Below are 24,485 nucleotides of genomic sequence, written 5' to 3' on the forward strand. Positions count from 1 at the left end.
AGGTGCCCGCGACCGCCACCGAGCCCGACCCGCAGGACACCGCCGCCCCGGTCCTCGCGCTCGGGCCGCGTCCCGACACCCCGTCGGTGGGGCTCGTCGTGCCCTACGACTTCGCGCTGGACCGCGAGCTGTGGGGCTGGTGCCCACCGCAGGCGGACCTGCACGTGACCCGCACGCCGCACCTCCCGCTGGAGGTGGGCCTGGCCCAGGCCCGCGCCGTCGGGGCCCCGGGGGCGCTGACCCAGGCGGTGCACGACCTCAGCACCGTCCGTCCCGACGCGCTCGCCTACTGCTGCACCTCCGGCAGCTTCGTCGGCGGCCTGGCCGGCGAGCTCGCCCTGCGGGAGACGATGCTGGAGGCCGGGGCCCCCCGCGCGGTGACCACCAGCGGCGCGCTGCTGAGCGCGCTGGCCGTCCTGCAGGTACGCAGGGTCACCGTCGTCACCCCCTACGACGAGGCGGTGACCGCGAGCCTGTCCCAGTTCCTGGTGGAGGCCGGGGTCGCCGTCGTCTCGGCCGGGCACCTGGGACTCACCCACGCCATCTGGACGGTCCGGGAGGAGGTGACCGCGGCGCTGGTGCGCAGCACCGTGGTGGCCACCGCCGAGGCGGTCTTCGTCTCCTGCACCAACCTGCGCAGCTACCCGGTGCTGGCCCCGCTGGAGGCGGAGCTGGGCATACCCGTCCTCAGCGCCAACCAGGTGACCCTCTGGCAGGCGCTGGACCTGCTCGGCCTGGCCGCCGTCGGCGCCGGCCAGTCGCTGCTCGACCGGTCGGCGACCGGGTCCCGTCACACCCCCTCGACGGAGGTCCTGCCATGAGCGACATCACCCACGTCACCGCGGCCGAGCAGACCGCGGACCCGCACGTCCTGCGCCCCGAGCACGAGGAGCGGATGGCCCGCCTGCAGGTCGCCCTGCAGGACGCCGACCACGACGCCACCATCGTCACCGACCCCGCCAACCTCTACTACCTGACCGGCTACAACGCCTGGTCCTTCTACATGCCGCAGGCCCTGCTGGTCCCCGCGTCCGGCCTTGCGCACCTGGTGCTGCGCGCGATGGACGCCCGCGGCGGGCAGCACAGCGCCACGCTGCCGGAGGCGCAGATCCACGGCTACCCCGAGCACTACGTGCACCGCACCGACATCCACCCCTGGGAGTGGATCGCCGAGCGGGGCCGCGAGCTCGGGGTGCTGCCCGCCGGTCCCGGCCGGGTCACCGCCGAGCTGGACGCGCACTACTTCACCCCGCGCGGCTTCCTGGCCCTGGGCCGCACCCTGCCGCAGCTGCAGCTGCTGGACAGCCAGGAGCTGGTGAACTGGATGCGGGTGGTCAAGTCCGACACCGAGATCGCGCTGATGCGGGCCGCCGGGCAGGTGACCCGTCAGGCGATGCGGGCCGCGATCGACGCCTTGCAGGAGGGCCGCCGCCAGTGCGACGTGGTCTCCGACATCCAGTGCGCCCAGTCCAAGGGCACTCCCTCGCTGGGCGGCGACTACCCCGCGATCGTGCCGATGCTGCCCACCGGTTCCACCGCGGGCACCCCGCACCTGACCTGGTGCGAGGACACCCTGCGACGGGGCGAGGCGACCACCATCGAGCTCGCCGGCGTGCACCGCCGCTACCACGTGCCGTTGGCCCGCACGGTCAGCCTGGGCCCTCCGCCACCGCGGTTGGCGCGGACCGCGGAGGCCACCGGGCTGGCGCTGGAGAAGGCGCTCGCCGCGATGCGCCCGGGCAGCACGCCCGCCCTCGTGCACCGGGCCTTCACGCAGGAGCTGTCCCGGCACGGGCTGCACAAGGACTCCCGCATCGGCTACTCCATCGGCATCGGCTACCCGCCCGACTGGGGGGAGCGCACCGTCAGCCTCCGCAGCGAGGACGACACCCCCCTTCGGCCCGGTATGTGCTTCCACATGATCCTCGGGATGTGGATGGACGACTGGGGCTACGAGACCTCGGAGTCGGTCCTGGTGACCGACGACGGACCGGAACTGCTCGCACCCTTCGACCAAGGACTGGTGATCCACCCATGACGACGTCCCTCCCGCTCGCCGCCCGAGCCGACCTGCTGGTCGGGTCGGTGATCGACTCCAGCACCTCGCTGCTGGCCCAGCAGAGCCACGACATCGTGCGCTTCGCGATGGGCAGCCCGGCTGCCGAGGCCATCCCCTGGGAGCTCCTGCAGGAGGTCGGCCGCAGCGGGCTGGGCTCCTCGTCCGCCTTCGACTACGCCGCCACCGAGGGTGAGCCGGACCTGCGGGCGGCCCTGCTCGAGATGCTCGAGGGCACCACGGACCGGACCACCGACGACCGGCTCACCATCACATCGGGCGGGATGCAGGGGCTCGACCTGGCGGCCAAGCTCTTCATCGACCCGGGTGACCTGGTCACCGTCGAGTCGCCCACCTACACCAACGGCAGCGCCACCGCCCTCGCGTACCAGGCCGAGCTGGCCGAGATCGAGGTGGACGCCGAGGGGATGTCCATCGACGCCCTGCGGGCGGCGGTGGACCGGGCCGGGCGCACCCCCAAGCTCATCTACACGGTGCCGACCTTCCAGAACCCCTCGGGCACGTCGATGTCGCTGGCCCGCCGCACGGAGCTGCTGGAGCTGGCCCGGTCCTGGGGAAGCGTGGTGCTGGACGACGACCCCTACGGCATGCTCCGGTTCGCCGGTGCGGACGTACCCAGCCTGCACGAGCTCGCCGACGGGGACCCGTTGGTCTTCTCGGTGCGGACCTTCTCCAAGATCATCGCGCCCGGGCTGCGGCTGGGCTGGGTCGACGCCGACCCCTCGCTGCAGACCCTGCTCATCAACGCCAAGCAGTCGATGGACACCTGCGCGAACCTGCCCGCCCAGCGGCTGGTCGCCGGCTTCCTGCAGCGGGGCTACCTGAAGGACCACCTGGCCACCCAGCGGACCGAGTACCGGCGGCGCAAGGAGGCCATGCAGGCCGCCCTCGCCGAGCACTTCACCGGCCGGGCCACCTGGACCGACCCCGAGGGGGGCTTCTTCCTCTGGGTGTCCTTCGGGGACGAGGTGGACACCGAGGAGCTGTTCGCCCGGGCGCTCGCCGCCGGGGTGGCCTACATCCCCGGCAACGCGTTCTCCCCCGGGCGCCGGTTCCCCCACGACCTGCGCCTGTGCTTCGCCTCGACGCCGACGGACCGGATCCACGAGGGCGTCGCCCGGCTGGCCGGCGCGATCGACCAGGGCTGACCCGGTGACCGGCGGCGGATCGCTCACCGACGAGGAGCACAGGGTCCTGGACCGCATCGGCGCAGACCGCCTGGTCCCGCTGGTCCAGTCCCTGGTGCGCGCGCCGGGCGCCAACCCTCCCGGTGAGGAGGAGGCGACGGCGCGGGCGCTGGTCGAGGCCGCGACCGGGCTCGGGCTCGCCGCCGACAGCGAGGAGATCGCGCCGGGGCGTCCCAACGTCCGGGTGACGGCGCCCGGCGGCGAAGGTCCCGGGCTGCTCTTCCTCGGGCATACCGACGTGGTCCCTGCCGGACCGGCCGCCGACTGGAGCGTCGACCCCTACGCCGCCGAGCTGGTCGACGGCCGCGTCGTCGGCCGCGGCTCGGCGGACATGCTGGGTGGGCTCGGCGCGGTGCTGATGGCGATGGCGGCGGTCCGGGAGGCCGGGGTGGCGCTGCGCGGCCCCGTCCTGCTGGACGCCGTCTGCGACGAGGAGCAGAACGGGATCGGCATCCGGGCCCTGGTGGACCGGCCCCCTCCCCCGCTGCTCGGGTGCGTGGTGGCCGAGCCGACCGACCTGGCGACGGTGGTGGCGGCGCGGGGCGCCAGCTACCTGCGGATCGAGGTGCACGGGGTCGCCGCGCACGCCGGGCACCCGCAGGACGGTCGCAACGCCATCAGCGGCGCCGCCCTGGTGGTCGCCGACCTGGACAGGTGGCACACCGAGCTCGCCGCCCGGGCGCACCCGCTCATCGGTCCGCCCACCGTCAACGTCGGCACCATCGGCGGCGGCACGTCCGGCTCGACCGTGCCCGACCTGTGCCGGATCGAGGTGGACCGCCGGCTGATGCCCGGCGAGTCGATCGCGTCGGTGCTGCGGACCGTGGGTGCCCGGATCGAGGCCCTGGACCTCGGGTCCCGGGGCCTGACCTGGAGCGTGACGTCGCCGATGGACATGCCCGGCTTCGAGACCCCACCGGACGAGCAGCTCGTCCTGGCGGCGGACGACGCGATGGCCCGGGCCGGCCGTGGCGCCGCCCCGGTCCAGGGCTGGACCGCTGCCTGCGACGGAGGTTTCGTCGCCGCCCGGTGGGGGGTGCCGGTGATCGTGCAGGGACCGGGCTCGGTGCAGGAGCAGGCGCACCGTCCGGATGAGTCGGTCGCGGTCGGTGAGCTGCTCACCGCCGCCCGCGGGTATGCCCTGACGATGCTGCGGCTGCTCAGCTGAGTCAGCGCCGCTCGACGGTCTCCGCGAGCAGCTCGGCGAGGTGCCGGCCCCGGCGCGGGGTGAGGGAGCCGATCTGGGTCCGGCAGGAGAAGCCGTCCGAGACGATCTCGGTGGCCTCCGGGGCCGCGCGCACGGCCGGGGCGAGCACCCGCTCGCCGATCTGGGCGGAGATCTCCTCGTGCCCTGCCTCGAAGCCGAAGTTGCCGGCCAGGCCGCAGCACCCGGAGTCCGGGATCTGCGCGCTGATGCCGGCGCGTCGCATCACCTCACGGTCCGCGTCGAAGCCCATCACCGCGTGCTGGTGACAGTGCACCTGCACCAGGGCCTCCCGGTCCTGGGGACGGGGCTGCCAGTCCGGGGCCTCGAGCAGCGCCTCGGCCAGCGTCTTCACCTGGGTCTTGGCCAGGGCTGCCCGTTCGTCGCCGGCCAGCAGCTCGACCGCCTCGTGCCGGAAGAGTGCCGTGCAGCTGGGCTCCAGCCCGACCACGGTCGCTCCCGCGCGCAGGGCCGGCTCGATGACGTCCAGGGAACGTCGGAGCACGGTCGCGGCCACGCCGAGCTGCCCGGTGGAGACCCAGGTGAGGCCGCAGCAGACCTGGCCGGCGGGCAGGTGCACCTCGTAGCCGGCGTCCTCCAGCACCGCCACCGCCGCCTTGCCCACCTCCGGGGAGAGGTAGGTGGTGAAGGTGTCCGGCCAGAGCAGGATCCTGGTCCGCCCCTGCCCGCGGGCGGGCGTGTGCTCGCGGTGGAACCACGAGGTGAACGACTGCGGGGCGAACTCGGGGATGTCCCGGCTCTGCGCCACCCCGCCCGCACGCTTCAGGGGTCCGGCCAGGCGGGAACTGCTCACCCGGTTGGTGAGGCCGGGGGCGAGGCCGGCGACCCGGGCCAGCGCCGGGAGCCATCCCATCGTCCAGTGCGACCGGGGACGCCGCCAGGGCCGGCCCCGGTAGTGCTGGTGGGTGAACTCCGCCTTGTAGGTCGCCATGTCGACGTTCACCGGGCAGTCGCCGAGGCAGCCCTTGCAAGACAGGCACAGGTCGAGCGCGTCCCGGACCTCCTCGGCGCGCCAGCCGTCGGTGATGACGTCGCCCTCCATCATCTCGAACAGCACCCGGGCCCGGCCCCGGGTGGAGTGGGTCTCCTCCCGGGTGACCTGGTAGCTCGGGCACATCACCCCGCCGGAGCTCTGGACGCACTTGCCCACCCCCACGCAGCGCCGCTGCGCCTGGGCGAAGCTGCCGGCGTCCTGCGCGAAGGCGAGCCGGGTGCGGCCCCCGAAGTGCTGCGCCTGGCCCTGCTGACGCAGGTTGTCCACCACGTCGGGCGGGTCGACGATCACCCGGGGGTTGAGCCTCCGCTCGGGGTCCCACAGGTCCTTCACCCGGGTGAACAGGTCGGTCGCGTCGGCGCCGTACATCCGCTCCAGCAGGCCGCCCCGGGCCCGGCCGTCACCGTGCTCGCCGGAGACCGACCCGCCGAGGGAGACGACGAGGTCGGTGGCCTGCTCCACGAAGGAGCGGTAGCTGCGGGCACCGGGCTCGCTGAGCAGGTCGAAGTCGATCCGCATGTGCATGCAGCCCTCACCGAAGTGCCCGTAGGAGGCACCGGAGTAGCCGTACCGGCCCATCAGCTCGTCCAGCCCGGTGAGGTAGTCGCCCAGCCGGTCGGGCGGCACCGCCGCGTCCTCCCAGCCGGCCCAGGCCTCGGCACCGTCGGCGCGCCGGGTGGCCAGGCCGGTGCCGTCCCGCCGGCACCGCCAGAGCACCCCCTGGGCGGACGGGTCGGTCACGACGGAGGCGGTGGCGCCCGGGATGGTGTCGCGCACCTCCTGGGCGATGTCGGCGGCGGCGGACCGCGCCCCGGCCTCGTCGTCCGCGCCGACCTCGACCAGCAGCCACATCTGACCCGGCGGCAGGCCGGCCGCGGTGGCGGCGCGGCGGGTGTCCGCGGGCAGCCGCTCCACCAGGGTCGCGTTGATGGACTCCATCGTGAGCGGACCGTGCGGGAGCACGGTCGGGACGCTGCGGGCGGCGGACACGGCGTCCGGGAAGCCGAGCGCCAGCAGGACCACCGCCCGCGGCAGGGTGGCCAGCGAGACGGTCGCCTCCAGCGTGGTCGCCAGGGTGCCCTCGCTGCCGCAGAGCAGCCGGGCCAGGTCGACCCCGCGCTCGGGCAGCAGGTGCTGCAGGGCATACCCGGAGATCTGCCGGGAGAAGGTGCCGAACCGGCGCCGGATCAGCATCGCCTCCTCCTCCCCCAGGCTGGCCAGAGCCCGGTGCAGGTCGGCGATCGCGGGGTCCGGGGGGCCGGCCGGCGAGGTGTCGGTGACGGCCTGCACCCGGGCCTGCCGTCCGTCGGCGGTGACGACCCGCAGCGCGCGCACGTTGTCCCCGGTGGTGCCCCAGGCCACCGAGTGGGCACCGCACGCGTTGTTCGCGATCATCCCGCCGAGGGTGCACCGGCTCGCCGAGGACGGGTCCGCACCGAACGTCAGCCCGTGCGGGCGGGCCGCGGCCACCAGGTCGGTCAGCACCACCCCCGGCTGCACGGTCGCGGTGGCGGCGACCGGGTCGATGTCGACGATCCGGTCCAGGTACCGGGACACGTCGACGACGACCCCGCCGAGGGCGTTGCCGGCCATCGAGGTGCCCGCCCCGCGCATCGCGACCGGTGCCCCGGCAACGCGGGCCAGGTCCAGCGTCACCAGCAGGTCCGCCTCGTCCCGGGGCAGCACGACCAGGTCCGGGACCACGCGGTAGTTCGAGGCGTCGGTGGCGTACATCGCCCTGCTCAGGGTGTCGTCGCGCACCTCGCCCCGCAGCTCGGTGGAGAGATCGCGCACCAGCCGTGCCACGTCATAGGTCATGCGTGCTCCTCCGCTCGATGATTGTCTACAATTCAACCACCCGGGTCTGACAGGACGACGGGCGGCAGAACGCGGAGGGACGCATGAGCGCCATCGGGATCCTCTACCCCGGGCACAGCGCCGAGGACGACTACCCGGCCCTGGAGTCCCGCCTGCGCGCGGAGGGCCACGACATCGCCCTGCCGGTGGTGCACACCAGCGTCGGCGAGGACGCGCACCGCGTCGACGCGCTGCTCGACCTGGGCAGCGGGGACCGCCTCGCCGAGGGGGCCGACCGGCTGCTGGCGCAGGCACCCGGGGTGGACGCGGTGGTCTGGGCCTGCACCTCGGGCAGCTTCGTCTTCGTCTGGGACGGCGCCCATGAGCAGGTCGAGGCGCTCGCCCGCCGCACCGGGCGGCCCGCCACCTCGACCTCGTTGGCCTTCGTGCACGCGTGCCGGACGCTGGGCGTGTCCCGGGTGGCCGTCGCCGCCTCCTACCCCCGGGACGTGGCGCAGGCCTTCGTGTCGCTGCTGGCCCGAGCCGGGATCGAGGTCAGCGCTCTGGGCAGCCACGAGATCGTCACCGCGGCCGAGGTCGGCACCCTCGGCCGGGACCGGGTCCGCGAGCTGGTCGCCGGCGTCGACGCCTCGGGCGCCGAGGCGGTCCTGGTGCCGGACACCGCGATGCACACCCTGGGCCAGGTGGCGCAGCTGGAGGACGAGCTGGGCACGGTGGTGCTCACCGCCAACCAGGTGAGCGTGCACCACGGCCTGGCGCTGGTCGGGCCGGTGCCGACGCTGCCGTGGCTGGGCACCCTCTTCGCCGGGGGGACGTGGTGACGACCAGCGTCCGGGACGGCCGTGAGAGCGTCCCGCTGCGCCCGCTGGAGCGCGAGTCCACCCCCAGCATGGTGGCGGCGCGGATCCGGGAGGCCATCGCGCAGGGGGACATCCCGGCGGGCAGCCAGCTCGGCGAGGTCGAGTATGCCGCGCGGCTCGGGGTCAGCAGGGGGCCGCTGCGGGAGGGCCTGCAGCGGCTGACCCAGGAGGGACTACTCGTCTCGCACCGCAACCGTGGGCTCTTCGTCATCGAGTTGACCGACGAGCGGGTCCGGGACCTCTACCTGGCCCGGGGAGCCGTCGAACGTGCCGCGGCGGCCCGGGTGCACGAGACCGGCCCGGCGGCGGCCTGCGCGGCCCTGCTCGGCGTGGTCGACGAGATGGACCGGGCCGCGGACGACGTGCGGGCGGTCAGCATGGCCGACATCCGGTTCCACCAGGTGCTGGTGCAGCAGGCCGACAGCGCCCAGCTGTCCCGGATCCACGAGACGCTGCTCACCGAGACCCGGATGTGCATCCACCGGATGGAGCCGACCTACGCCTGCGCCGAGGCGAGAGTGGGCGAGCACCGCCAGATCGCGCTGGCCCTGGGGGCCGGGGACCTGCTCGCCACCGACCGGCTGCTGACGACGCACATGCGTGATGCCGTCCAGCGGTTGACCGGGTCCCCGGCGGGCTCGACCGGGGCGCCGCCTCAGCCGTCTCCCTGAGCCGCGGCGCGGGGACGCGGTCCACCGATCCCGACGTACTTGACCTCGAGGAACTCCTCGATCCCCAGGGCACCGCCCTCCCGGCCGAGACCGGACTCCTTGATCCCGCCGAACGGGGCGGCCGGGTTCGACACCACGCCCTGGTTCAGCCCGACCATCCCGCTCTCCAGCTGCTCGGCCATCCGCAGGGACCGGTCCAGGTCCCGGGTGTAGACGTAGGACACCAGCCCGTAGGGAGTGTCGTTCGCCAGCTCGAGCACCTCCTCCTCGGTGCCGAAGGAGGTCAGCGGGGCGACCGGGCCGAAGATCTCCTCGGCGGCCATCCGGGACTGCGGCGAGACGTGGGTGAGCACCGTCGGCGGGTAGAAGTACCCCTGGCCCGGGTCGGCCTCTCCCCCGGTCAGCACCTGGGCACCGCGTCGCACGGCGTCCGCCACCAGCTCGCCCACCTTGTCCTGGGCCGCCTGGTCGATCAGCGGTCCGACCGTGACCCCCTCCCGGGTGCCCGGGCCGACCTGCAGGGCCGCCATCCGCTCCGCCAGCCGGCGACCGAACTCCTCGGCGACGCCCTCCTGCACGTAGATCCGGTTGGCCGCGGTGCAGGCCTCGCCCATGTTGCGCATCTTGGCGGCCATCGCCCCCGCGACCGCGTCGTCCAGGTCCGCGTCGTCGAAGACGATGAAGGGGGCGTTGCCACCGAGCTCCATCGACGTCCGCAGCACCTTCTCCGCGCACTGCTCCAGCAGCTTCTTGCCGACCTGGGTGGAGCCGGTGAAGGAGAGCTTGCGGGCGAGCCCCGAGCGGATCATCGGCTCCATCACCACACCGGCGTGGGTGGTGGTGACGGTGTTCACCGACCCGGCCGGCAGCCCCACCTCGTGCAGGATCTCCACCAGCGCCAGCATGGACAGCGGGGTCTGGTGGGCGGGCTTGATCACGCTCGTGCACCCGGCGGCGATGGCGGGGCCGATCTTGCGGGTGCCCATCGCCATCGGGAAGTTCCACGGGGTGATGAGCAGCGTCGGTCCGACCGGCTGGCGCATCACCAGGAAACGCGTGTCCCCGGCGGGCGAACGCTGGTAGCCGCCCTCGATGCGCAGCGCCTCGCCGGCGAAGTGGCGCAGGAACTCCGCGGCGTAGGTCACCTCGCCCCGGGCCTCGGCCAGCGGCTTGCCCATCTCCAGGGTCATCAGCAGCGCCAGCTCGTCGGCCCGCTCCGTCACCGCCTGGTAGGCGGCCATCAACCAGTCGTAGCGCTGCTTCGGCGAGCTCTCGGCCATCTCCGACCGGGCGTCGGCGGCGGCCTGCAGCGCGCGCATACCGTCTTCCGGGCCGGCGTCCGCCACCGACACCAGCTCGCGGCCGGTGGCGGGGTCGAGCACCGGGAAGGTGTCGCCGCTGGCCGCCGGTTGCCAGGCGCCGGCCACGAACAGACCGGTGGGGACCGCGGCCAGCACCTCCTGCGCCCGTGCCGGGAGTCCGTGCTCGTCTGTCGGGGTGTCGGTGGCCACCGCTGCCTCCTGGGTGTCGATACGTTACGTTCGGATTGTCAACAATCTATCAACCGCGAACCCGAAGGATGTCGACCGTGGCGCACCTCAGCCCCCTGCTCAAGCAGGCCACCCCCGTCATCGCCGACCGCGGCGACGGCGCCCTCATCTTCGACGAGCAGGACCGTCGCTACCTGGACTTCACCGCCGGCATCGGCGTCACCAGCACCGGGCACGCGCACCCGGACGTGGTCGCCGCCGCCCAGGCCCAGATCGGCAAGATCATCCACGCCCAGTACACGACGGTGATGCACCGCCCGCTGCTCGACCTGGTGGAGCGGATGTCGGAGGTGCTGCCGGCGGGCCTGGACTCGATGTTCTTCGTCAACTCCGGCTCCGAGGCGGTGGAGGCGGCGCTGCGGCTGGCCCGTCAGGCGACCGGTCGGCCCAACGTCATCACCTTCCACGGCGGCTTCCACGGCCGGACCGTGGCCGCCGCCTCGATGACGACCTCCGGGACGAAGTTCCGCTCCGGCTTCGCACCCCTGATGCCGGGGGTGCACGTGGCGCCCTTCCCGAACCCCACGCACTACGGCTGGTCGCAGGAGGAGTCCACCAGGTTCGCGCTGCGCGAGCTGGACTACCTGCTGCAGACCATCAGCGCACCGCAGGACACCGCGGCCTTCCTGATCGAGCCGGTCCTCGGTGAGGGCGGGTACGTCCCGGCCTCCGCCGAGTTCATGGCGGGCCTGCGAGAGCGCGCCGACCGGCACGGCATCCTGCTGGTGCTGGACGAGGTCCAGACCGGCTGGGGCCGCACCGGGCGGTTCTGGGGGCACCAGCACTTCGACGTCACCCCGGACGTGCTGGTGACCGCCAAGGGCATCGCCTCCGGCTTCCCGCTGTCCGGGATCGCCGCCTCCGAGGAGCTCATGAGCCGGGCCTGGCCGGGGTCCCAGGGCGGCACCTACGGCGCCAACGCGGTCGCCTGCGCGGCCGCGCTGGCGACCCTGGACGTGATGCAGCGCGAGGACCTGGTCGCCAACGCCCGGGACCGTGGTGAGCAGCTGCGCGCCCGGCTCGAGACCTCGGCGGACAGGTATGCCCAGATCACCGACGTACGGGGCCTGGGTCTCATGCTCGGCGCGGAGTTCCGGACTCCCGAGGGCGAGCCGGACGGCGCCACCGCGGCCCGGGCCCAGCAGGCCGCCGCGGAGCACGGGCTGCTGCTGCTCACCTGCGGGGCCTGGTCCCAGGTGGTGCGCTTCATCCCGGCCCTCGTGGTCACGCAGGCGCAGGTCGACGAGGCCGCAGACCTCTGGGAACGGACGCTGACCTCCGTGCTCTGATCCGCCGCTCCGACCCACCACCTCACGGCACGAGGCCCGGGCCACCGATCGGTGGCGCGGGCCTCGGGTCGTGGTGCCGACCTCAGCCAGTGGTCTCCTTGTGCGCCGGGTCGTCGGCGTCCCGCTGCGCGGGGACGCCGTTCTCGGCCTCCTCTCGCTGACGCTCGACCTCCGCCTTCTCGCGCGCGGCCTCCTCCTCCTGCAGCCGGATCTGCTCCTGCGGGGAGATGGAGTGGTCGCCGCGCTGGATCCGGGCGTGCTCGGCCCGCACCCCGATGACGAGCATCGGGATCATCGCGAAGACCAGGATGAAGATGGGCAGCCCGACCACGGTGATGATCTCCTGCAGCGCGGTGATGCCGGCGTCACCGCCGAGCACGATGAGCAGGGCGGCCAGGGCGCCCAGGCAGACCGCCCAGAACACCCGCTGGCCGACCGGCCCGGCCTCACCGTCACCGGAGCACAGCATGTCGACCACCAGGGCCGCGGAGTCGGCGGAGGTGGCGAAGAAGAGCGCCACGATCACGATCGTCAGCCCCTGCAGCAGCCCGGTGGCGGGGAAGTTCTCGAAGAAGGTGAACATCGCCAGCGGGACGCTCTCGGCGACCGCGTCGGAGATCGGTCCACCGGTGCCGTCGATGCCGTCGATCTGCATGGCCGACCAGCCGAAGATGACGAACCAGACGACGGTGAACAGCGACGGGGCGATGAGCACGCCGCCGACGAACTCGCGGACCGTCCGGCCGCGGGAGATCCGGGCCAGGAAGACCCCCATGAAGGGTGCCCAGGTCACCGTCCAGGCCCAGTAGAAGACGGTCCAGCCGGCCTGCCAGCCCCAGCCGTCCTCACCGTCGACGGTGGCCAGCGCGTCGTTCCACAGCGACAGACCCGGCAGCGAGGCCAGGTAGTTGCCGGCACTCTCGAAGAGCTCCCGCAGCAGGAAGACCGTCGTGCCGCCGGTGAAGAGGACGAAGAGCATCATCCCGACGGCCAGCCCGATGTTCAGGTTCGACAGTCGCTTGATCCCCTTGTCCAGCCCGACGGCCACGGAGACCGTGGCCACCGCGGTGAGCACGACGATCACCATGACCCGGACGAAGGTGCCGTCCTCCAGGCCGGTCAGCCGGGACAGCCCGGCGCTGATCTGCGAGGTGCCCAGCCCCAGGCTCACGGCCAGGCCGAAGAGGGTGCCGAGGACCGCGAAGACGTCGATGGTCTTGCCGATCGGCCCGTGGATGCGCTCCTTGAGGACCGGGTAGAAGACCGAGCTGACGCGCATCGGCAGGTTGTACCGGTAGATGAAGAAGCCGAAGGCCAGGCCGGGCAGCGTGAAGATCGCCCAGGTGTGCAGCGCCAGGTGGTAGAGCGCGACGTTCATCGCGTCCTCGGCGGCCTGCGCGCTGTAGGGCTCGACCCCCTCGAAGGGCGGGGTGGCGAAGTGCGAGATCGGCTCGGCGACGCCCCAGAACATGAGGATGGTGCCGATGCCACCGGCGAAGAGCATGGTGAACCAGGACAGCCGGGTGTAGGTCGGCTTCTCGTCCGCGGAGCCCAGGCGCAGGTCGCCGTACTTGCTGATCGCCAGCCACACCAGGAAGACCAGCCAGGCGGTCACCCCGAAGATGAAGAACCACCCGAGGTTGGTGGTGACCCATTCCCTGGCCGTGGCGAAGCCGGAGCCGATCGACTCCGGGAAGAGCAGCAGCAGCACCAGGATGACGAGCATCAGCCCGGCAGAGGTGAAGAAGATGGGAGGGTTGGTGCGAAGCCCCAACCGTCGGGCGAGATCTTCCACGGTCACATACCTTCCTGGCGACGGCCGTGGGCCCCCGCGCGGATGTCGAGTTGTCTGCTTGTGGACAATGAGACCCTAGCGAGCCGGCTGCGGCATGGCTACCTGCGCGCCGCCGCGAAAGACAACGAATCGGCAACGAATCTGCAACGGGCGCCGCGACTGCGGGCTCGGGCTCAGGTGTCCTCGTCGGCGATCTTGGCGTACCGGAACGCGGCCCAGAAGTCACCGCGGACGTAGCGCTCCTCCTCCTGCGGCACCAGGTCCCAGGGCCGGGTGCGTCCCTGCAGCAGGGCGTGCGCGACGACGGAGCGCCGTCGTTGGCTGGCCCGCACCCGGGCCTCCAGCTCCTCCAGGTCGTAGCGCTCCTCGAGGCGCGCACGCAGGTCGGCCGCCACGTCGGCATACCCCGGGTCGTCGACCACGTTCCGCAGCTCGTGCGGGTCCACGTCCAGGTCGAAGAGCTGGTCGGGGTCACCGGGGCAGCGGACCAGCTTCAGCGGGCCGTGGACCAGGGTGACCTGGGGATGGTGGGTGCCCTCGGCCAGGTACTCCAGGAAGATGTCCCGGTCCTGCGGCGCGGCACCCGCGAGCTCGCGTCGGACGCTCTCCAGCAGGGACATCCCCGCCTCGGCCTCGGCCTCGGGTTCGTCGTCGGCGGCCTCGCCCGAGACCGTGGCGCCGGCCACCTCGACCAGCGTGGGGAGCAGGTCGAGCAGGCTCACCGGGTTGGCGTACCGGCCCGGGCGGACCAGCCCGGGCGGCCCGCGCAGGATGAGTGGGACCCTGCTGGACTGCTCGTAGGGGGACATCTTGTACCAGAGCCCCTTCTCCCCCAGCATGTCGCCGTGGTCGCTGGTCAGCACCACCACGGTGTCCTGCGCCAGCCCCAGGTCGTCGAGCCGCCGCAGGATCGTCCCGACCAGGTCGTCGATGTAGCTCACCGCTGCGTAGTACGCACGGCGGGCTCGCGCGGCGACCTCGGCGTCCGGGTCCTGGCCGGGCCGGTCGAAGCCGCTCATCGTCCGCAGCCGGTGGGTGTGCGGGTCCTGGTCGGCGTCCGGCACCTGCGGGTGCACCGGGGCCGGGATGGGGACCCCCTCGAAGCGGTCCCAGTGCTCACGGGGCGGCTCGTAGGGGTCGTGCGGGTGGATGAAGGACGTGACCAGCAGGAAGGGCTGCTGGTCCTCGCCCCGTTCGGCCCGGTCCTGGTTCGCCCGGACCCGGTCGTTGAGGTGGCGCACCGTGCGGAAGAGCACCTCGTCGTCGAAGTCCTGCTGCACGGTGGCGGTGGCGGCGCCCGCGGTGAAGACGGGATCGGCCGCGTGGTACCACTGCAGCCGCTGGTCCAGCGGGCGACCCCAGTCCGGCACCATGTCCAGGTCCGCCGGGTAGACGTCGGTGGTGAGCCGCTGCTCGAAGCCGTGGTGCTGGTCCGGACCGATGAAGTGCATCCGCCCGACCAGGGCGGTGTGGTACCCGGCCGACCGGAGCAGGTGCGCGAAGGTCGGCACCGACGCCGCGAAGTCGTCGCCGTTGTCGTAGCACCCCAACTCCGAGGGCATCAGCCCGGTCATCATCGACGCCCGTGAGGGTGCGCACAGGGGCGTCGTGCAGTAGGCGCGGTCGAAGACCGCACCCTCCTCCGCCAGGGCGTCCAGGTGAGGGGTCCGCGCCGTCTCGTCCCCGTAGGCGCCGAGCGCCTGCGGGGCGAGCTGGTCGGCCTGGATCACGACGACGTTGGGCGCCGTCATCGCGTCGTCGCCGGCTGTCACACCGGCTTCCCGTCGGCGCCGTCGCCCGAGGCCTCGGGCGAGGACGAGGAGTCCTCGGGCGGCTCCTCCGCAGGGGTCTCGGGCTTCCAGCCGTCCGCCCACTCCCCGGTCTCGTAGTCGTAGCCGACCGGGTCGCCGTCCTCGTCGGTGCGCTGGTACCAGCTGGTGTAGTTCTCGTGCTCGGAGTCCACCTCCGCCCCGGCACCACCACCCGGGCGGGCCTGGACGACCTGCAGGGCGAAGTCGTCGCCGAACCGGTCGACACCCTCGACCACCGCCTTGCTGACGGCGTTCTGGGCATACAGGTGGCGCAGCGTGAGGGGGTCGGTGCGCAGGTCGCGGAACCACGCCACGATGATCAGCAGCATCACCAGGGCGAACGGCACCGCGGTGACGATCACCAGCTGTTGGAGCCCCTCGAGCGCGGTCGCGTCCCCGAGCGAGAGCATCACCACCGCGATCCCGGACATCACCAGACCCCAGAAGACCACCACCCAGCGGCGGGGGTTCTGGTCGCCGTTGCTGGCGAGCATGCCCATCACGACCGACGCGGAGTCGGCCGAGGTGATGAAGAAGATCGAGAGCACCACGATCACCACGAACGGCAGCCAGCCCACGTACGGGAGGTTGTCCAGGACCGCGAAGAACACCTGGGCCGGCGCCATGTCGGCACTCATCCCGGGCATCCCCTCGCGGTACATCCAGATCGAGGTACCGCCCATGATGCCGTAGGCGATGAACAGCAGGGATGACGGGATGAGGATGGTCCCCAGCAGGAACTGCCGGATGGTCCGGCCCCGGGAGATCCGGGCGATGAAGATGCCGACGAAGGGCGACCACGAGATCCACCACGCCCAGTAGTACACGGTCCACGCGGACTGGTAGGTCTGCGTCTCCTCACCCCACGACAGGGAGCGGCCCATCATGTCGAACATGGAGCCCATGTACTCCATCATCGCCGAGGGCAGCAGGTTCATCAGGAAGAGCGTCGGCCCCAGGAAGAGGACCACGCCCACGATGCCGACGGTGAGCACGATGTTGATGCTGGACAGGTAACGGATCCCCCTCGCCACCCCGGAGACCGCAGAGATGATGAAGCCCACGGTCAGCACCAGGATGATGACGACCAGCACGGTGTTGGTCAGCTCGTCGACGCCGGAGACGATGCTCACCCCGGCCCCGATCTGCATCGCCGCGATGCCGAGAGCGGCGGCGGTGCCGAACAGGGTCGCGATGATCGCGAAGATGTCGACCAGCTTGCCGGCGAAGCCGTCGGCGTGCCGGGCGCCGAAGAGGCTGCGGAAGATGGAGGACATCAGCAGGCTGCGCCCGCGCCGGTATGCCGCGTAGGCCACCGCGCCGCCCACCAGGGCATACATCGCCCAGGCGTGGAAGCCCCAGTGGAAGTAGGTCTGCGCCATCGCCCGGTGCAGCGCCTCGGTCGACTCGGGCTCGTTCGTCAGCGGCGGCGGCGAGACGAAGTACGTCAGCGGCTCCGAGGGGCCGAAGAAGAGCACCCCGATCCCGATCCCGGCGGCGAAGAGCATCGCGACCCAGGCGAACGTGCTGAACTCCGGTGTCTCGCCGTCCTTGCCCAGCGGGATCCTGCCGTAGGGCGAGAAGGCCATGATGAGCAGCGCCACCAGGATGATGATCGCCACGCTGTTGAAGAGCCAGCCCAGGTTGCCGGTCGCCCAGGCGAAGGCTGCCGCCGAGACCTCGGCGACTCCCGCGGAGTCCACCACGCCCCAGATGACGAAGGCGACGGTGAGCACACCGGCCAACGCGAAGACCGTCTTGCTGAGGCTGTAGCGGCGGCGCTGCTCGTCGATCGAGATGCCGGGCACCAGCGCGGGGTGGATGTCGTGCGGATACTTGGGGCGTTGGTAGTCGAGGCTCCCGAGGGAGCTGCCGGCGCGGCGTCCGGCCCGCCGGGCGTCGTCGGCGAGCTTCTTGCGGGAAGACCGTTGGTCCTCGGACATGGCGGTGACCTTCTCTGGGTTCGTTGATGTGACGACGCCCTGGCACGCCGACGTGGCGTGCCGGACGAGGTCCGGTCGTCGTTCGGAGAGTCGGTGGGTGGTGGGCTACGGACAGGGTCGTGTCGCGGCGACGGGCGCCGTTACGGCTCGCCGCCGCACCAACCGATGGCCACCGCGGCCCACGAGGCATGGGCATACCCCGAGGTGGGGCGCGGCGCCAGACGCTCGGCGCTCGGCACGCACGCCTCCCGGACCCGGGTGCACGAGCTGGCCCGACGCTCTCGCGCCGGGCCGGTGGCGGCCCGCGGGTCTGGCATGGGGCGAACCATAACAGCGGCCCGCGGGGCTGTCACCCGACTGCGGGTCTTGAGCCTGCGGGCGTCGCCACCTACCCCGGACCGACGGCCAGCAGCAGGACGATCAGGAGCAGGAGGAACCCGACACCGACGGCACCGGCCCCCATCAGCTTCAGCACCCCTCCACGGTGGTAGAACGTGTTGATCACCGCGCGCCCCGGATCACCCGGGTCGTAGGCGACGTCGACGGGTCCGCTCGGGGCCAACGAGGTCGCGTTCATCACCGGCATGATGTGGAACGTCGCACCTTCGACCCGGTACTCCACCTGCCAGGAGCGGGTGAACCGGCCCTCGAAGCGTGTCCACTCCCCCGGCACGTCACGCCATCCCCTCCGGCGTCCCTTGCCCACGGCGAACCCGACCAGCCAGAGCAGAAGACCGACCGTGCCGAAGCAGGCGGCCAGGATCTGAAGAACTCCTACGGCAGACATGCCCCCAGACGATAACCGCGTCGGGTCCCCACCGGCCCCGACAGCACGAGCCGGACCTACGGGCTCGTAGGTCCGGCTCTGCCGATGTCCGCGGACATCGCGACGTCGGGATGACAGGATTTGAACCTGCGACCCCCTGACCCCCAGTCAGGTGCGCTACCAAGCTGCGCCACATCCCGTTGTTCTGTTGTCGGCCCGTTCGGGCGAGGATCAGGTTAGCCCATCGCTGGCCGCGCTCCCAATCCTCGCCCGGCGTCAGCGGCGCCGTTTCTCGCGGACCCGGACGGAGATCTCGATCGGGGTCCCGGGGAAGCCGAACTGCTCCCGGATCCGGCGCTCCAGGAAGCGTCGGTAGCCGGCCTCGATGAAGCCGGAGGCGAAGATGACGAACTTCGGCGGGCGGGTGTCCGCCTGGGTGGCGAACAGGATCCGGGGCTGCTTGCCGCTGCGCACCGGGTGCGGGTGCGCGGCCACCACCTCGCCAAGGAAGGCGTTGATCCGCCCGGTCGGGATCCGGCGGTCCCACGAGTCCAGGGCGGTCTCCAGGGCCGGCACCAGGCGGGCCACGTTGCGACCGGTCGAGGCGGAGATGTTCACCCGGGGGGCCCAGGTGATCTGGACCAGCTCCCGCTCGATCTCCCGCTCCAGGTAGTAGCGCCGCTCCTCGTCCATGGTGTCCCACTTGTTGTAGGCCACCACCAGCGACCGCCCGGCGTCGACGACCTGCTGGATGACCCGGATGTCCTGCTCGGCGATCGGCTCGGAGACGTCGACGAGGACCACCGCGACCTCCGCCTTCTCCAGGGCCGCCTGGGTGCGCAGCGAGGCGTAGAAGTCGGCGCCCTTGGTCTGGTGCACGCGCCGCCGGATCCCGGCGGTGTCCACGAAGCGCCAGACCTTGCCGCCCAGCTCGATGAGCTCGTCCACCGGGTCCCGGGTGGTGCCGGCGACCTCGTCGACGACCACCCGCTCGGAACCGGCCAACCGGTTGAGCAGCGAGGACTTGCCCACGTTGGGGCGGCCCAGCAGGGCCACCCGGCGCGGGCCGCCCTCGGGATCGACCCCGGCCACCGCGGAGCGTTCCGGCAGCACCTCGAGCAGCGCGTCCAGCGCGTCCCCGGAGCCACGGCCGTGCAGCGCCGAGACGGGCCAGGGCTGCCCGAGTCCCAGGCTCCACAGCGAGGCCGCCTCGGCCTCCTGGTGCTGGTCGTCCACCTTGTTGGCGACCAGGACGACCGGCTTGCCGGAGCGGCGCAGCAGCTTGACCACCTGCTCGTCGGTGTCCGTCGGACCGACCAGCGCATCGACCACGAACATCACGGCGTCGGCCAGCTCGATCGCCACCTCGGCCTGCTCGGCGACCCTCAGGTGGATGCCGGTGGCGTCCACCTCCCAGCCGCCGGTGTCCACCAGGGTGAACCGCCGGCCGGACCAGTCCGTGGTGTAGGAGACCCGGTCCCGGGTGACCCCCGGCACGTCCTCCACGACCGCCTCGCGGCGACCCAGGATGCGGTTCACCAGGCTGGACTTGCCGACGTTGGGCCGACCGACGACGGCGACCACCGGCAACCCGCCGACCTCGGCGCCCTCACCGGCCGGTAGCTCGCCGGACTCGACCAGCGCCAGGTCCTCCTCGGACAGCTCGAAGTCGACGAGCCCGGCCCGCAGCGCGGCCTCCAGCGCCTCGTCCTCGGCGCTCGGGGCATACGCCTCCGGTCCGCCCTCGGGGTCCGGTCCGGCGGTCCACTCGACCTCGACACCGTCGCCCGGGTCCGCGTCGTCACCGGGGTGCTGTGGCTCGCTCATCCGCTCGACTCCTTCGCGGCCAGGGCCGCACCCTCCAGGCGCAGCCGCACCTGGCGTTTGATCCGGCCGAGCATGCCGACCATGCCCCGCATCCGCAGCGGGGAGACCGCCTCGGCCAGCCCGAACCGGTAGGGCGCGTCGTCGGGCACGTCCAGCACCTGCTCGGCGCTCAGCCCGTCCAGGCCCTCGTGCAGGATGCCGGCGAAGCCGCGGGTCGTCGGCGCCTCCGGCGGGGCGTCGAAGAACAGGTGCACGGTATGCCCGTCGTCGTCACCGACCTCCACGGTCAGGAAGAGCGGCGACTGGCACTCGTCCACCCGCTCCAGGGAGTCCAGCTTCCCGGCATACCGCTCCGGCAGCTCGGGCAGCTCACGAGAAAGCTCGAGCAGCAGCTGCAGGCGCTCCTGCTGGCTCACCGCGTGGAAGTCCTGCGCCAGCTCGGCCATCGCCTCGGGCAGGTCGTCGGTCTGCGGCATACCTCAGCGCTCCACCGGCACGCCGACGGAGTTGCCCCACTCGGTCCAGCTGCCGTCGTAGTTGCGGACGTTCTCGAACCCGAGCAGGTGGGTGAGCACGAACCAGGTGTGGCTCGAACGCTCCCCGATCCGGCAGTAGGCCACCACGTCGTCGCCGGCGCTCAGCCCCTGCTCCTGCTGGTAGATGGCCTCCAGCTCCTCGCGGGAGCGGAAGGTGCCGTCCTCGTTGGCCGCACGCGCCCAGGGCACCGACTTCGCGCCGGGGATGTGCCCCCCGCGCATGGCGCCCTCCTGCGGGTAGTCGGGCATGTGCAGCAGCTCACCGGAGTACTCCCCGGGCGAACGGACGTCCACCAGCGGTGCACCGAGGTGCTCCAGCACGTCCGCGCGGAACGCGCGCACGGTGCTGTCGTCCCGCTCGACGACCGGGTAGTCGACGGGCTCGACCGTCGGCACGTCGGTGGTCATCTCACGGCCCTCCGCGACCCACGCGGCCCGTCCGCCGTCCAGCAGCCGGACGTCCTCGTGGCCGAAGAGGGTGAGCACCCACAGCGCGTAGGCGGCCCACCAGTTGGACTTGTCCCCGTAGATGACCACGGTGGTCTCGCGGCTGATGCCGCGCGCGCCCATCACCTCGGCGAAGCGCCGACCGTCGACGTAGTCACGGGTGAGGGGGTCGTTGAGGTCGGTGTGCCAGTCCAGCTTGAACGACCCGGGCACGTGCCCGGTGTCGTAGAGCAGGACGTCCTCGTCGGACTCCAGCACCACGACCGACGGGTCGTCCAGGTGCTCGGCCAGCCACGCGGTGGTGACCAGACGCTCGGGGTGGGCGTAGGCGGCGATCTTCTCGGACGTGCTCATGCTCGCTCCTCGTGGTCGGTGTCAGGGATGGGCGCCGGGGCGCCGTCGGGGTCGGTGAGCGCAGGGTGCGGGGCGGCGCTGCGGGCCTCGCCACGGACCAGGCCCAGGACCGCCCCGACCGTCTCCTGCAGGGTCAGGTCGGAGGTGTCCAGGGTGACGACCCCGTCCGCGGCGTCCATGAAGGCGCTCACGGTGGAGTCGTCCCGGTCCCGCCGCACGACCTGGTCCCGGGTGGCGGCGACGTGCTCGGCTTCCGCTCCCCCGTGCAGCTCGCGTGCCCGGCGGGACAGCCGCGCCTCCTCGGAGGCGGTCACCAGGATCCGGTGCTCGGCGTCCGGGGCCACGACGGTGGTGATGTCCCGACCCTCGGCGACGACGCCGCCCAGCTGCCGGCGCGCGTCGGCGATGATCTCGCGCTGACGGCGCCGCAGCTCGGCGCGGACGTCCAGGTTGGTGGCCACCGCGGAGACCTTCTCACTGATCCTGGTCTGCCGGATCTGCTCGGTCACGTCGGTGCCACCCACCCTGGTGGTGGTGTCGTCGGGGTCGGTCGTCATCCGCAGCGGCAGGTCCCGTGCCGCCGTGGCGACCGCCTCCTGGTCGCCCAGGTCGACGCCGGTGTCCAGGCAGTACCAGGCCAGGGCCCGGTACATCGCGCCGGTGTCCAGGTAGCCGATCCCGAGCTCGCGGGCCACTGCCCGGGAGACGGAGGACTTGCCGGACCCGCTGGGTCCGTCGATGGCGACGGTGATGGGGTCTGGCTGCACCCGCCCAGCCTAACGTGACGGCGGGGGCCGCCTCACCGCCAGCGGCTCGGCCTCAGAGGTCGGCCGCGCGGTAGAGCTGGGCGACCTCCTCCGCCGACAGCGCCCGGTAGCGCCCCGAGCGCAGCTCGGCGAGCTTGATCGGGCCGACCTCGACCCGGGAGAGGGCCTCGACGGGGTAGCCGACCGCGTCCATCATGCGGCGGACGATGTGCTTGCGTCCCTCGTGCAGCACCACCTCGATGATCGAGTGCCCGGGGATGTTGTCGACCAGCTTGAAGCTGTCCGCCTTGGCCAGGCCGTCCTCCAGCTCCACGCCGTCGCGCAGCTGCTTGCCGATCCCCGGGCCCATCACTCCGTGCACCTGGGCGACGTAGGTCTTGGGGATGCCGTAGGCCGGGTGCTGCAGCCGGTGCGCGAGGTCGCCGTCGTTGGTGAGCAGCAGCAGGCCCTCGGTGTCCACGTCGAGGCGGCCCACGTGGAAGAGCCGCTGGGACAGGTGGCCGACGTAGTCGGTCAGGCACGGCCGTCCCTCCTCGTCCTGCATGGTGGAGACGACGCCCGCGGGCTTGTTGAAGGCCAGGTAGACCCGGTCGGTGTCCACCACCACCCGGTCCCCGTCGACGTGCACCACCTGCTTGGCCGGGTCCACCCGGACCCCGAGCTCGGTGACGACCTGGCCGTCCACCTGGACCCGGCCCTGCTCGATCAGCTTTTCGCAGGCGCGGCGGCTGCCGAAGCCGGCGCCCGCCAGCAGCTTCTGCAGCCGGGTGCCCTCCGGGTCGTGCACGTCGTGGGTGCCGTGCGAGCCGTCCGGGCGGGGCGGCTGGGGTTGACGCCCACGCGGTGGGCGTGCCCTACCGGCCTGGCGCGGTCCAGCGCCCCCACCCTGGGCCGGGGTGCGGTTGCCCGCCCCGGAGCGGCCGGAACCGCCACGGGCGGGACCGCCGCCGCGACCTGATCCACCACGTCCGGACCCGCCGCGGGCGGGACCGCCGCCGCGACCTGATCCGCCGCGGCCTCCGTTCTGCTTGTCGTTGCTCATGCCAGTCCTTCCGATGCGAGCTCCTCGAGCACCTCGGCCGAGGGGAGATAGGGGGCCAGCGCGGGCAGCTCGTCGAGCGAGTCCAGGCCCATGCGCTGGAGGAACAGGTCGGTGGTGCCGTAGAGGACGGCGCCGGCGGTCGGGTCCTGCCCGGCCTCGGTCACCATCCCCCGGGCGAGCAGGGTGCGCACCACGCCGTCCACGTTGACGCCGCGGATCGCCCCGATCCGGGCGCGGCTGATCGGCTGCCGGTAGGCGATGACCGCGAGCGTCTCCAAGGCGGCCTGGGTGAGCCGGGCCTGCTGGCCCCCGAGCAGGAAGCGTTCCACCACCGGGGCGTACTCGGGGCGGCTGTAGATCCGCCAGCCACCGCCCAGGCGGCGGAGCATGAAGCCGCGCCCACCCTGGGCATACTCCTGCGCGAGCTCGTCCAGGACGGCGCCGACCTCGTCGGTGCCGAGCCCCAGGGCACCGGCCAGCGACTCCTCGGTCACCGGTTCGTCGACGACCATGAGGACCGCCTCGATCGCGGATCGGGCACCGCCCGGCAGGTCGTGCACGTCCAGCGGCTCCTGCTCGTGGTCCCGGTCCTGCGGGCGCGGCGGGACCTCGGAGGGCGCCACGGGGTGCTCATCCGGCTGACCCATCGGTGACCACCTCCTGCCTCTCCGTCTCGTCGAACTCGCTGCCGGTGCCCACCTGGCCCGACTCCGGACCGGTCCATCGCACGGTGATCTCGGCGAGGGGCTCCTCCTGGTCGAGCGCGATCACGGTGTCCCGGAAGAGCTCGAGCAGGGCCAGGAAGCGCGCCACGATCACCAGGGTCGAGTCCGCGTCGGCCACCAGCTCGCGGAAGCTGGCCGTGCCGTCGGCACGGGCACGCAGCCGCCCCACCACGATAGAGGCCTGCTCGCGCACCGACACACCCGCAGCGTGCAGGTGGTCCACCGCCACGGTCGGTGGGGGCCGGGGAATCATCGCCCGGCCGGCGATCATCGCCAGCTGCTCGGGCGTCACCGTCAGCACCAGCTCGGGAAGCAACGCGGCGAACCGCTCCTCCACGCCGACGTCACGGGCGAAGATCCGTCCTTTGCCCTCCATCTGCAGCCGCAGCTCGTCGGCGACCTGCTTGAACGCGCGGTACTGCAGGAGCCGGGCGAAGAGCAGGTCGCGCGCCTCGATCAGCGCCAGGTCCTCCTCGTCGTCCTCACGGGCGTTGGGCAGCAGCCGGGCGGCCTTGAGGTCGAGCAGGGTGGCGGCGATCAGCACGAACTCGCTGGCCTGGGACAGGTCCCAGTCCTGCTCGGCCTGCTGGGCCCGCCGCAGGTGGGCCACGAACTCGTCGGTGACCTGGGCCAGCGCGATCTCGGTGACGTCCAGCCGGTGCTTGGAGATCAGCCCGAGGAGCAGCTCGAACGGTCCGGTGAAGACGTCGAGGTGCACCTCGAAACCACCATGCCCCTGGGTCAGCACCCCGCCGGGGGTGGTGTCCTCGGGTGCCGGGGCGGCGGGCGTACCCACCTCGC

At 72.4% G+C, this 24,485-nt stretch carries 21 protein-coding genes and 1 tRNA gene; 7 read left to right on the top strand and 15 right to left on the bottom strand.

Going from position 1 to position 24,485, the window contains the following annotated elements; translation table 11 throughout:
- Nucleotides 1-2 precede the first annotated feature (2 nt).
- The 4 genes from ACI3EY_RS06425 to ACI3EY_RS06440 are packed head-to-tail and all read left to right on the top strand — an operon-like array spanning nt 3 to nt 4,432.
- On the top strand, nt 3-821 hold the full coding sequence (locus ACI3EY_RS06425) for a maleate cis-trans isomerase family protein (RefSeq protein WP_405037176.1): 819 nt from the start codon (nt 3-5) through the stop codon (nt 819-821).
- Nucleotides 818-2,038 carry a M24 family metallopeptidase gene (locus tag ACI3EY_RS06430; protein WP_405039825.1) on the top strand — a complete coding sequence of 407 codons (1,221 nt, stop codon included), beginning with the start codon at nt 818-820 and terminating at the stop codon, nt 2,036-2,038. Before ACI3EY_RS06425 ends, ACI3EY_RS06430 begins: the two co-directional genes overlap by 4 nt.
- Nucleotides 2,035-3,225: an aminotransferase-like domain-containing protein gene (locus ACI3EY_RS06435; protein ID WP_405037174.1), complete on the top strand. Its 1,191-nt coding sequence runs from the start codon at nt 2,035-2,037 to the stop codon at nt 3,223-3,225. The genes ACI3EY_RS06430 and ACI3EY_RS06435 overlap by 4 nt, the downstream gene beginning before the upstream one ends.
- Nucleotides 3,226-3,229: 4 nt before the next feature.
- Nucleotides 3,230-4,432 (top strand): M20 family metallopeptidase, encoded by a 1,203-nt coding sequence (locus tag ACI3EY_RS06440; RefSeq protein ID WP_405039826.1) that lies wholly within the window; start codon nt 3,230-3,232, stop codon nt 4,430-4,432.
- Nucleotide 4,433: 1 nt separating this feature from the next.
- Here the strand turns inward: ACI3EY_RS06440 and ACI3EY_RS06445 are convergent, their stop codons facing one another.
- Nucleotides 4,434-7,301 (bottom strand): FAD-binding and (Fe-S)-binding domain-containing protein, encoded by a 2,868-nt coding sequence (locus ACI3EY_RS06445; RefSeq protein WP_405039827.1) that lies wholly within the window; start codon nt 7,299-7,301, stop codon nt 4,434-4,436.
- An 83-nt stretch (nt 7,302-7,384) separates the two neighbouring features.
- Here ACI3EY_RS06445 and ACI3EY_RS06450 point away from each other — a divergent pair, with 83 nt between their 5' ends.
- The gene (locus ACI3EY_RS06450) at nt 7,385-8,122 is read left to right on the top strand and encodes a maleate cis-trans isomerase family protein (RefSeq protein WP_405039828.1); all 738 of its coding nucleotides are present in this window, start codon (nt 7,385-7,387) and stop codon (nt 8,120-8,122) included.
- Complete coding sequence (locus ACI3EY_RS06455; RefSeq protein ID WP_405037170.1) at nt 8,119-8,832, top strand: GntR family transcriptional regulator; 714 nt, start codon at nt 8,119-8,121, stop codon at nt 8,830-8,832. Before ACI3EY_RS06450 ends, ACI3EY_RS06455 begins: the two co-directional genes overlap by 4 nt.
- On the opposite strand, the gene ACI3EY_RS06460 is transcribed toward ACI3EY_RS06455, so the two are convergent.
- Complete coding sequence (locus ACI3EY_RS06460) at nt 8,817-10,343, bottom strand: NAD-dependent succinate-semialdehyde dehydrogenase (protein WP_405039829.1); 1,527 nt, start codon at nt 10,341-10,343, stop codon at nt 8,817-8,819. The two genes, ACI3EY_RS06455 and ACI3EY_RS06460, sit on opposite strands and share 16 nt — an antisense overlap.
- Before the next feature lie 77 nt (nt 10,344-10,420).
- Between ACI3EY_RS06460 and ACI3EY_RS06465 the strand changes: the two genes are divergently transcribed.
- A complete protein-coding gene (locus ACI3EY_RS06465; RefSeq protein ID WP_405039830.1) occupies nt 10,421-11,671 on the top strand; it encodes an aspartate aminotransferase family protein in 1,251 nt (416 codons plus the stop codon).
- Nucleotides 11,672-11,753: 82 nt separating this feature from the next.
- Here ACI3EY_RS06465 and ACI3EY_RS06470 read toward each other — a convergent pair whose 3' ends face one another.
- The 13 genes from ACI3EY_RS06470 to ACI3EY_RS06530 form a co-directional block, all read right to left on the bottom strand.
- On the bottom strand, nt 11,754-13,466 hold the full coding sequence (locus ACI3EY_RS06470; RefSeq protein WP_405039831.1) for a BCCT family transporter: 1,713 nt from the start codon (nt 13,464-13,466) through the stop codon (nt 11,754-11,756).
- A gap of 173 nt (nt 13,467-13,639) precedes the next feature.
- Nucleotides 13,640-15,238 (bottom strand): choline-sulfatase, encoded by a 1,599-nt coding sequence (gene betC / locus ACI3EY_RS06475; protein WP_405039832.1) that lies wholly within the window; start codon nt 15,236-15,238, stop codon nt 13,640-13,642.
- Nucleotides 15,235-17,220, bottom strand: a complete 1,986-nt coding sequence (locus tag ACI3EY_RS06480; RefSeq protein ID WP_405039833.1) for a BCCT family transporter — start codon at nt 17,218-17,220, stop codon at nt 15,235-15,237. Before ACI3EY_RS06480 ends, betC begins: the two co-directional genes overlap by 4 nt.
- 140 nt (nt 17,221-17,360) lie before the next feature.
- Nucleotides 17,361-17,537 (bottom strand): hypothetical protein, encoded by a 177-nt coding sequence (locus ACI3EY_RS06485; protein ID WP_405037164.1) that lies wholly within the window; start codon nt 17,535-17,537, stop codon nt 17,361-17,363.
- Nucleotides 17,538-17,608: 71 nt separating this feature from the next.
- Nucleotides 17,609-18,007, bottom strand: a complete 399-nt coding sequence (locus tag ACI3EY_RS06490) for a DUF3592 domain-containing protein (protein WP_405037163.1) — start codon at nt 18,005-18,007, stop codon at nt 17,609-17,611.
- A 105-nt stretch (nt 18,008-18,112) separates the two neighbouring features.
- A tRNA-Pro gene (locus tag ACI3EY_RS06495) sits at nt 18,113-18,186 on the bottom strand.
- 76 nt (nt 18,187-18,262) lie between these two features.
- Nucleotides 18,263-19,813 (bottom strand): ribosome biogenesis GTPase Der, encoded by a 1,551-nt coding sequence (gene der, locus ACI3EY_RS06500; RefSeq protein ID WP_405037162.1) that lies wholly within the window; start codon nt 19,811-19,813, stop codon nt 18,263-18,265.
- Nucleotides 19,810-20,289, bottom strand: coding sequence for a SufE family protein (locus ACI3EY_RS06505; protein WP_405039834.1), 480 nt, complete (start codon nt 20,287-20,289; stop codon nt 19,810-19,812). Before ACI3EY_RS06505 ends, der begins: the two co-directional genes overlap by 4 nt.
- A gap of 3 nt (nt 20,290-20,292) precedes the next feature.
- Nucleotides 20,293-21,150: a sulfurtransferase gene (locus ACI3EY_RS06510; protein ID WP_405037160.1), complete on the bottom strand. Its 858-nt coding sequence runs from the start codon at nt 21,148-21,150 to the stop codon at nt 20,293-20,295.
- On the bottom strand, nt 21,147-21,917 hold the full coding sequence (gene cmk, locus ACI3EY_RS06515) for a (d)CMP kinase (RefSeq protein ID WP_405037159.1): 771 nt from the start codon (nt 21,915-21,917) through the stop codon (nt 21,147-21,149). Before cmk ends, ACI3EY_RS06510 begins: the two co-directional genes overlap by 4 nt.
- Nucleotides 21,918-21,969: 52 nt before the next feature.
- The gene (locus tag ACI3EY_RS06520) at nt 21,970-22,959 is read right to left on the bottom strand and encodes a pseudouridine synthase (protein ID WP_405039835.1); all 990 of its coding nucleotides are present in this window, start codon (nt 22,957-22,959) and stop codon (nt 21,970-21,972) included.
- Nucleotides 22,956-23,606 carry an SMC-Scp complex subunit ScpB gene (scpB, locus tag ACI3EY_RS06525; protein ID WP_405039836.1) on the bottom strand — a complete coding sequence of 217 codons (651 nt, stop codon included), beginning with the start codon at nt 23,604-23,606 and terminating at the stop codon, nt 22,956-22,958. Before scpB ends, ACI3EY_RS06520 begins: the two co-directional genes overlap by 4 nt.
- Complete coding sequence (locus ACI3EY_RS06530) at nt 23,590-24,480, bottom strand: segregation and condensation protein A (RefSeq protein ID WP_405039837.1); 891 nt, start codon at nt 24,478-24,480, stop codon at nt 23,590-23,592. The genes scpB and ACI3EY_RS06530 overlap by 17 nt, the downstream gene beginning before the upstream one ends.
- Nucleotides 24,481-24,485: the final 5 nt, after the last annotated feature.

It is taken from the genome of Serinicoccus shuyuelongi (assembly GCF_045032955.1).
Taxonomy (GTDB): Bacteria; Actinomycetota; Actinomycetes; order Actinomycetales; family Dermatophilaceae; genus Ornithinicoccus.

Coding starts and splice junctions, on each gene's coding strand:
- ACI3EY_RS06430 (WP_405039825.1), top strand. CDS start 818: ATGAGCGACATCACCCACGTCACCGCGGCCGAGCAGACCGCGGACCCG.
- ACI3EY_RS06435 (WP_405037174.1), top strand. CDS start 2,035: ATGACGACGTCCCTCCCGCTCGCCGCCCGAGCCGACCTGCTGGTCGGG.
- ACI3EY_RS06445 (WP_405039827.1), bottom strand. CDS start 7,301: ATGACCTATGACGTGGCACGGCTGGTGCGCGATCTCTCCACCGAGCTG.
- ACI3EY_RS06450 (WP_405039828.1), top strand. CDS start 7,385: ATGAGCGCCATCGGGATCCTCTACCCCGGGCACAGCGCCGAGGACGAC.
- ACI3EY_RS06480 (WP_405039833.1), bottom strand. CDS start 17,220: ATGTCCGAGGACCAACGGTCTTCCCGCAAGAAGCTCGCCGACGACGCC.
- ACI3EY_RS06485 (WP_405037164.1), bottom strand. CDS start 17,537: ATGCCAGACCCGCGGGCCGCCACCGGCCCGGCGCGAGAGCGTCGGGCC.
- ACI3EY_RS06490 (WP_405037163.1), bottom strand. CDS start 18,007: ATGTCTGCCGTAGGAGTTCTTCAGATCCTGGCCGCCTGCTTCGGCACG.
- der (WP_405037162.1), bottom strand. CDS start 19,813: ATGAGCGAGCCACAGCACCCCGGTGACGACGCGGACCCGGGCGACGGT.
- ACI3EY_RS06505 (WP_405039834.1), bottom strand. CDS start 20,289: ATGCCGCAGACCGACGACCTGCCCGAGGCGATGGCCGAGCTGGCGCAG.
- ACI3EY_RS06510 (WP_405037160.1), bottom strand. CDS start 21,150: ATGAGCACGTCCGAGAAGATCGCCGCCTACGCCCACCCCGAGCGTCTG.
- ACI3EY_RS06520 (WP_405039835.1), bottom strand. CDS start 22,959: ATGAGCAACGACAAGCAGAACGGAGGCCGCGGCGGATCAGGTCGCGGC.
- scpB (WP_405039836.1), bottom strand. CDS start 23,606: ATGGGTCAGCCGGATGAGCACCCCGTGGCGCCCTCCGAGGTCCCGCCG.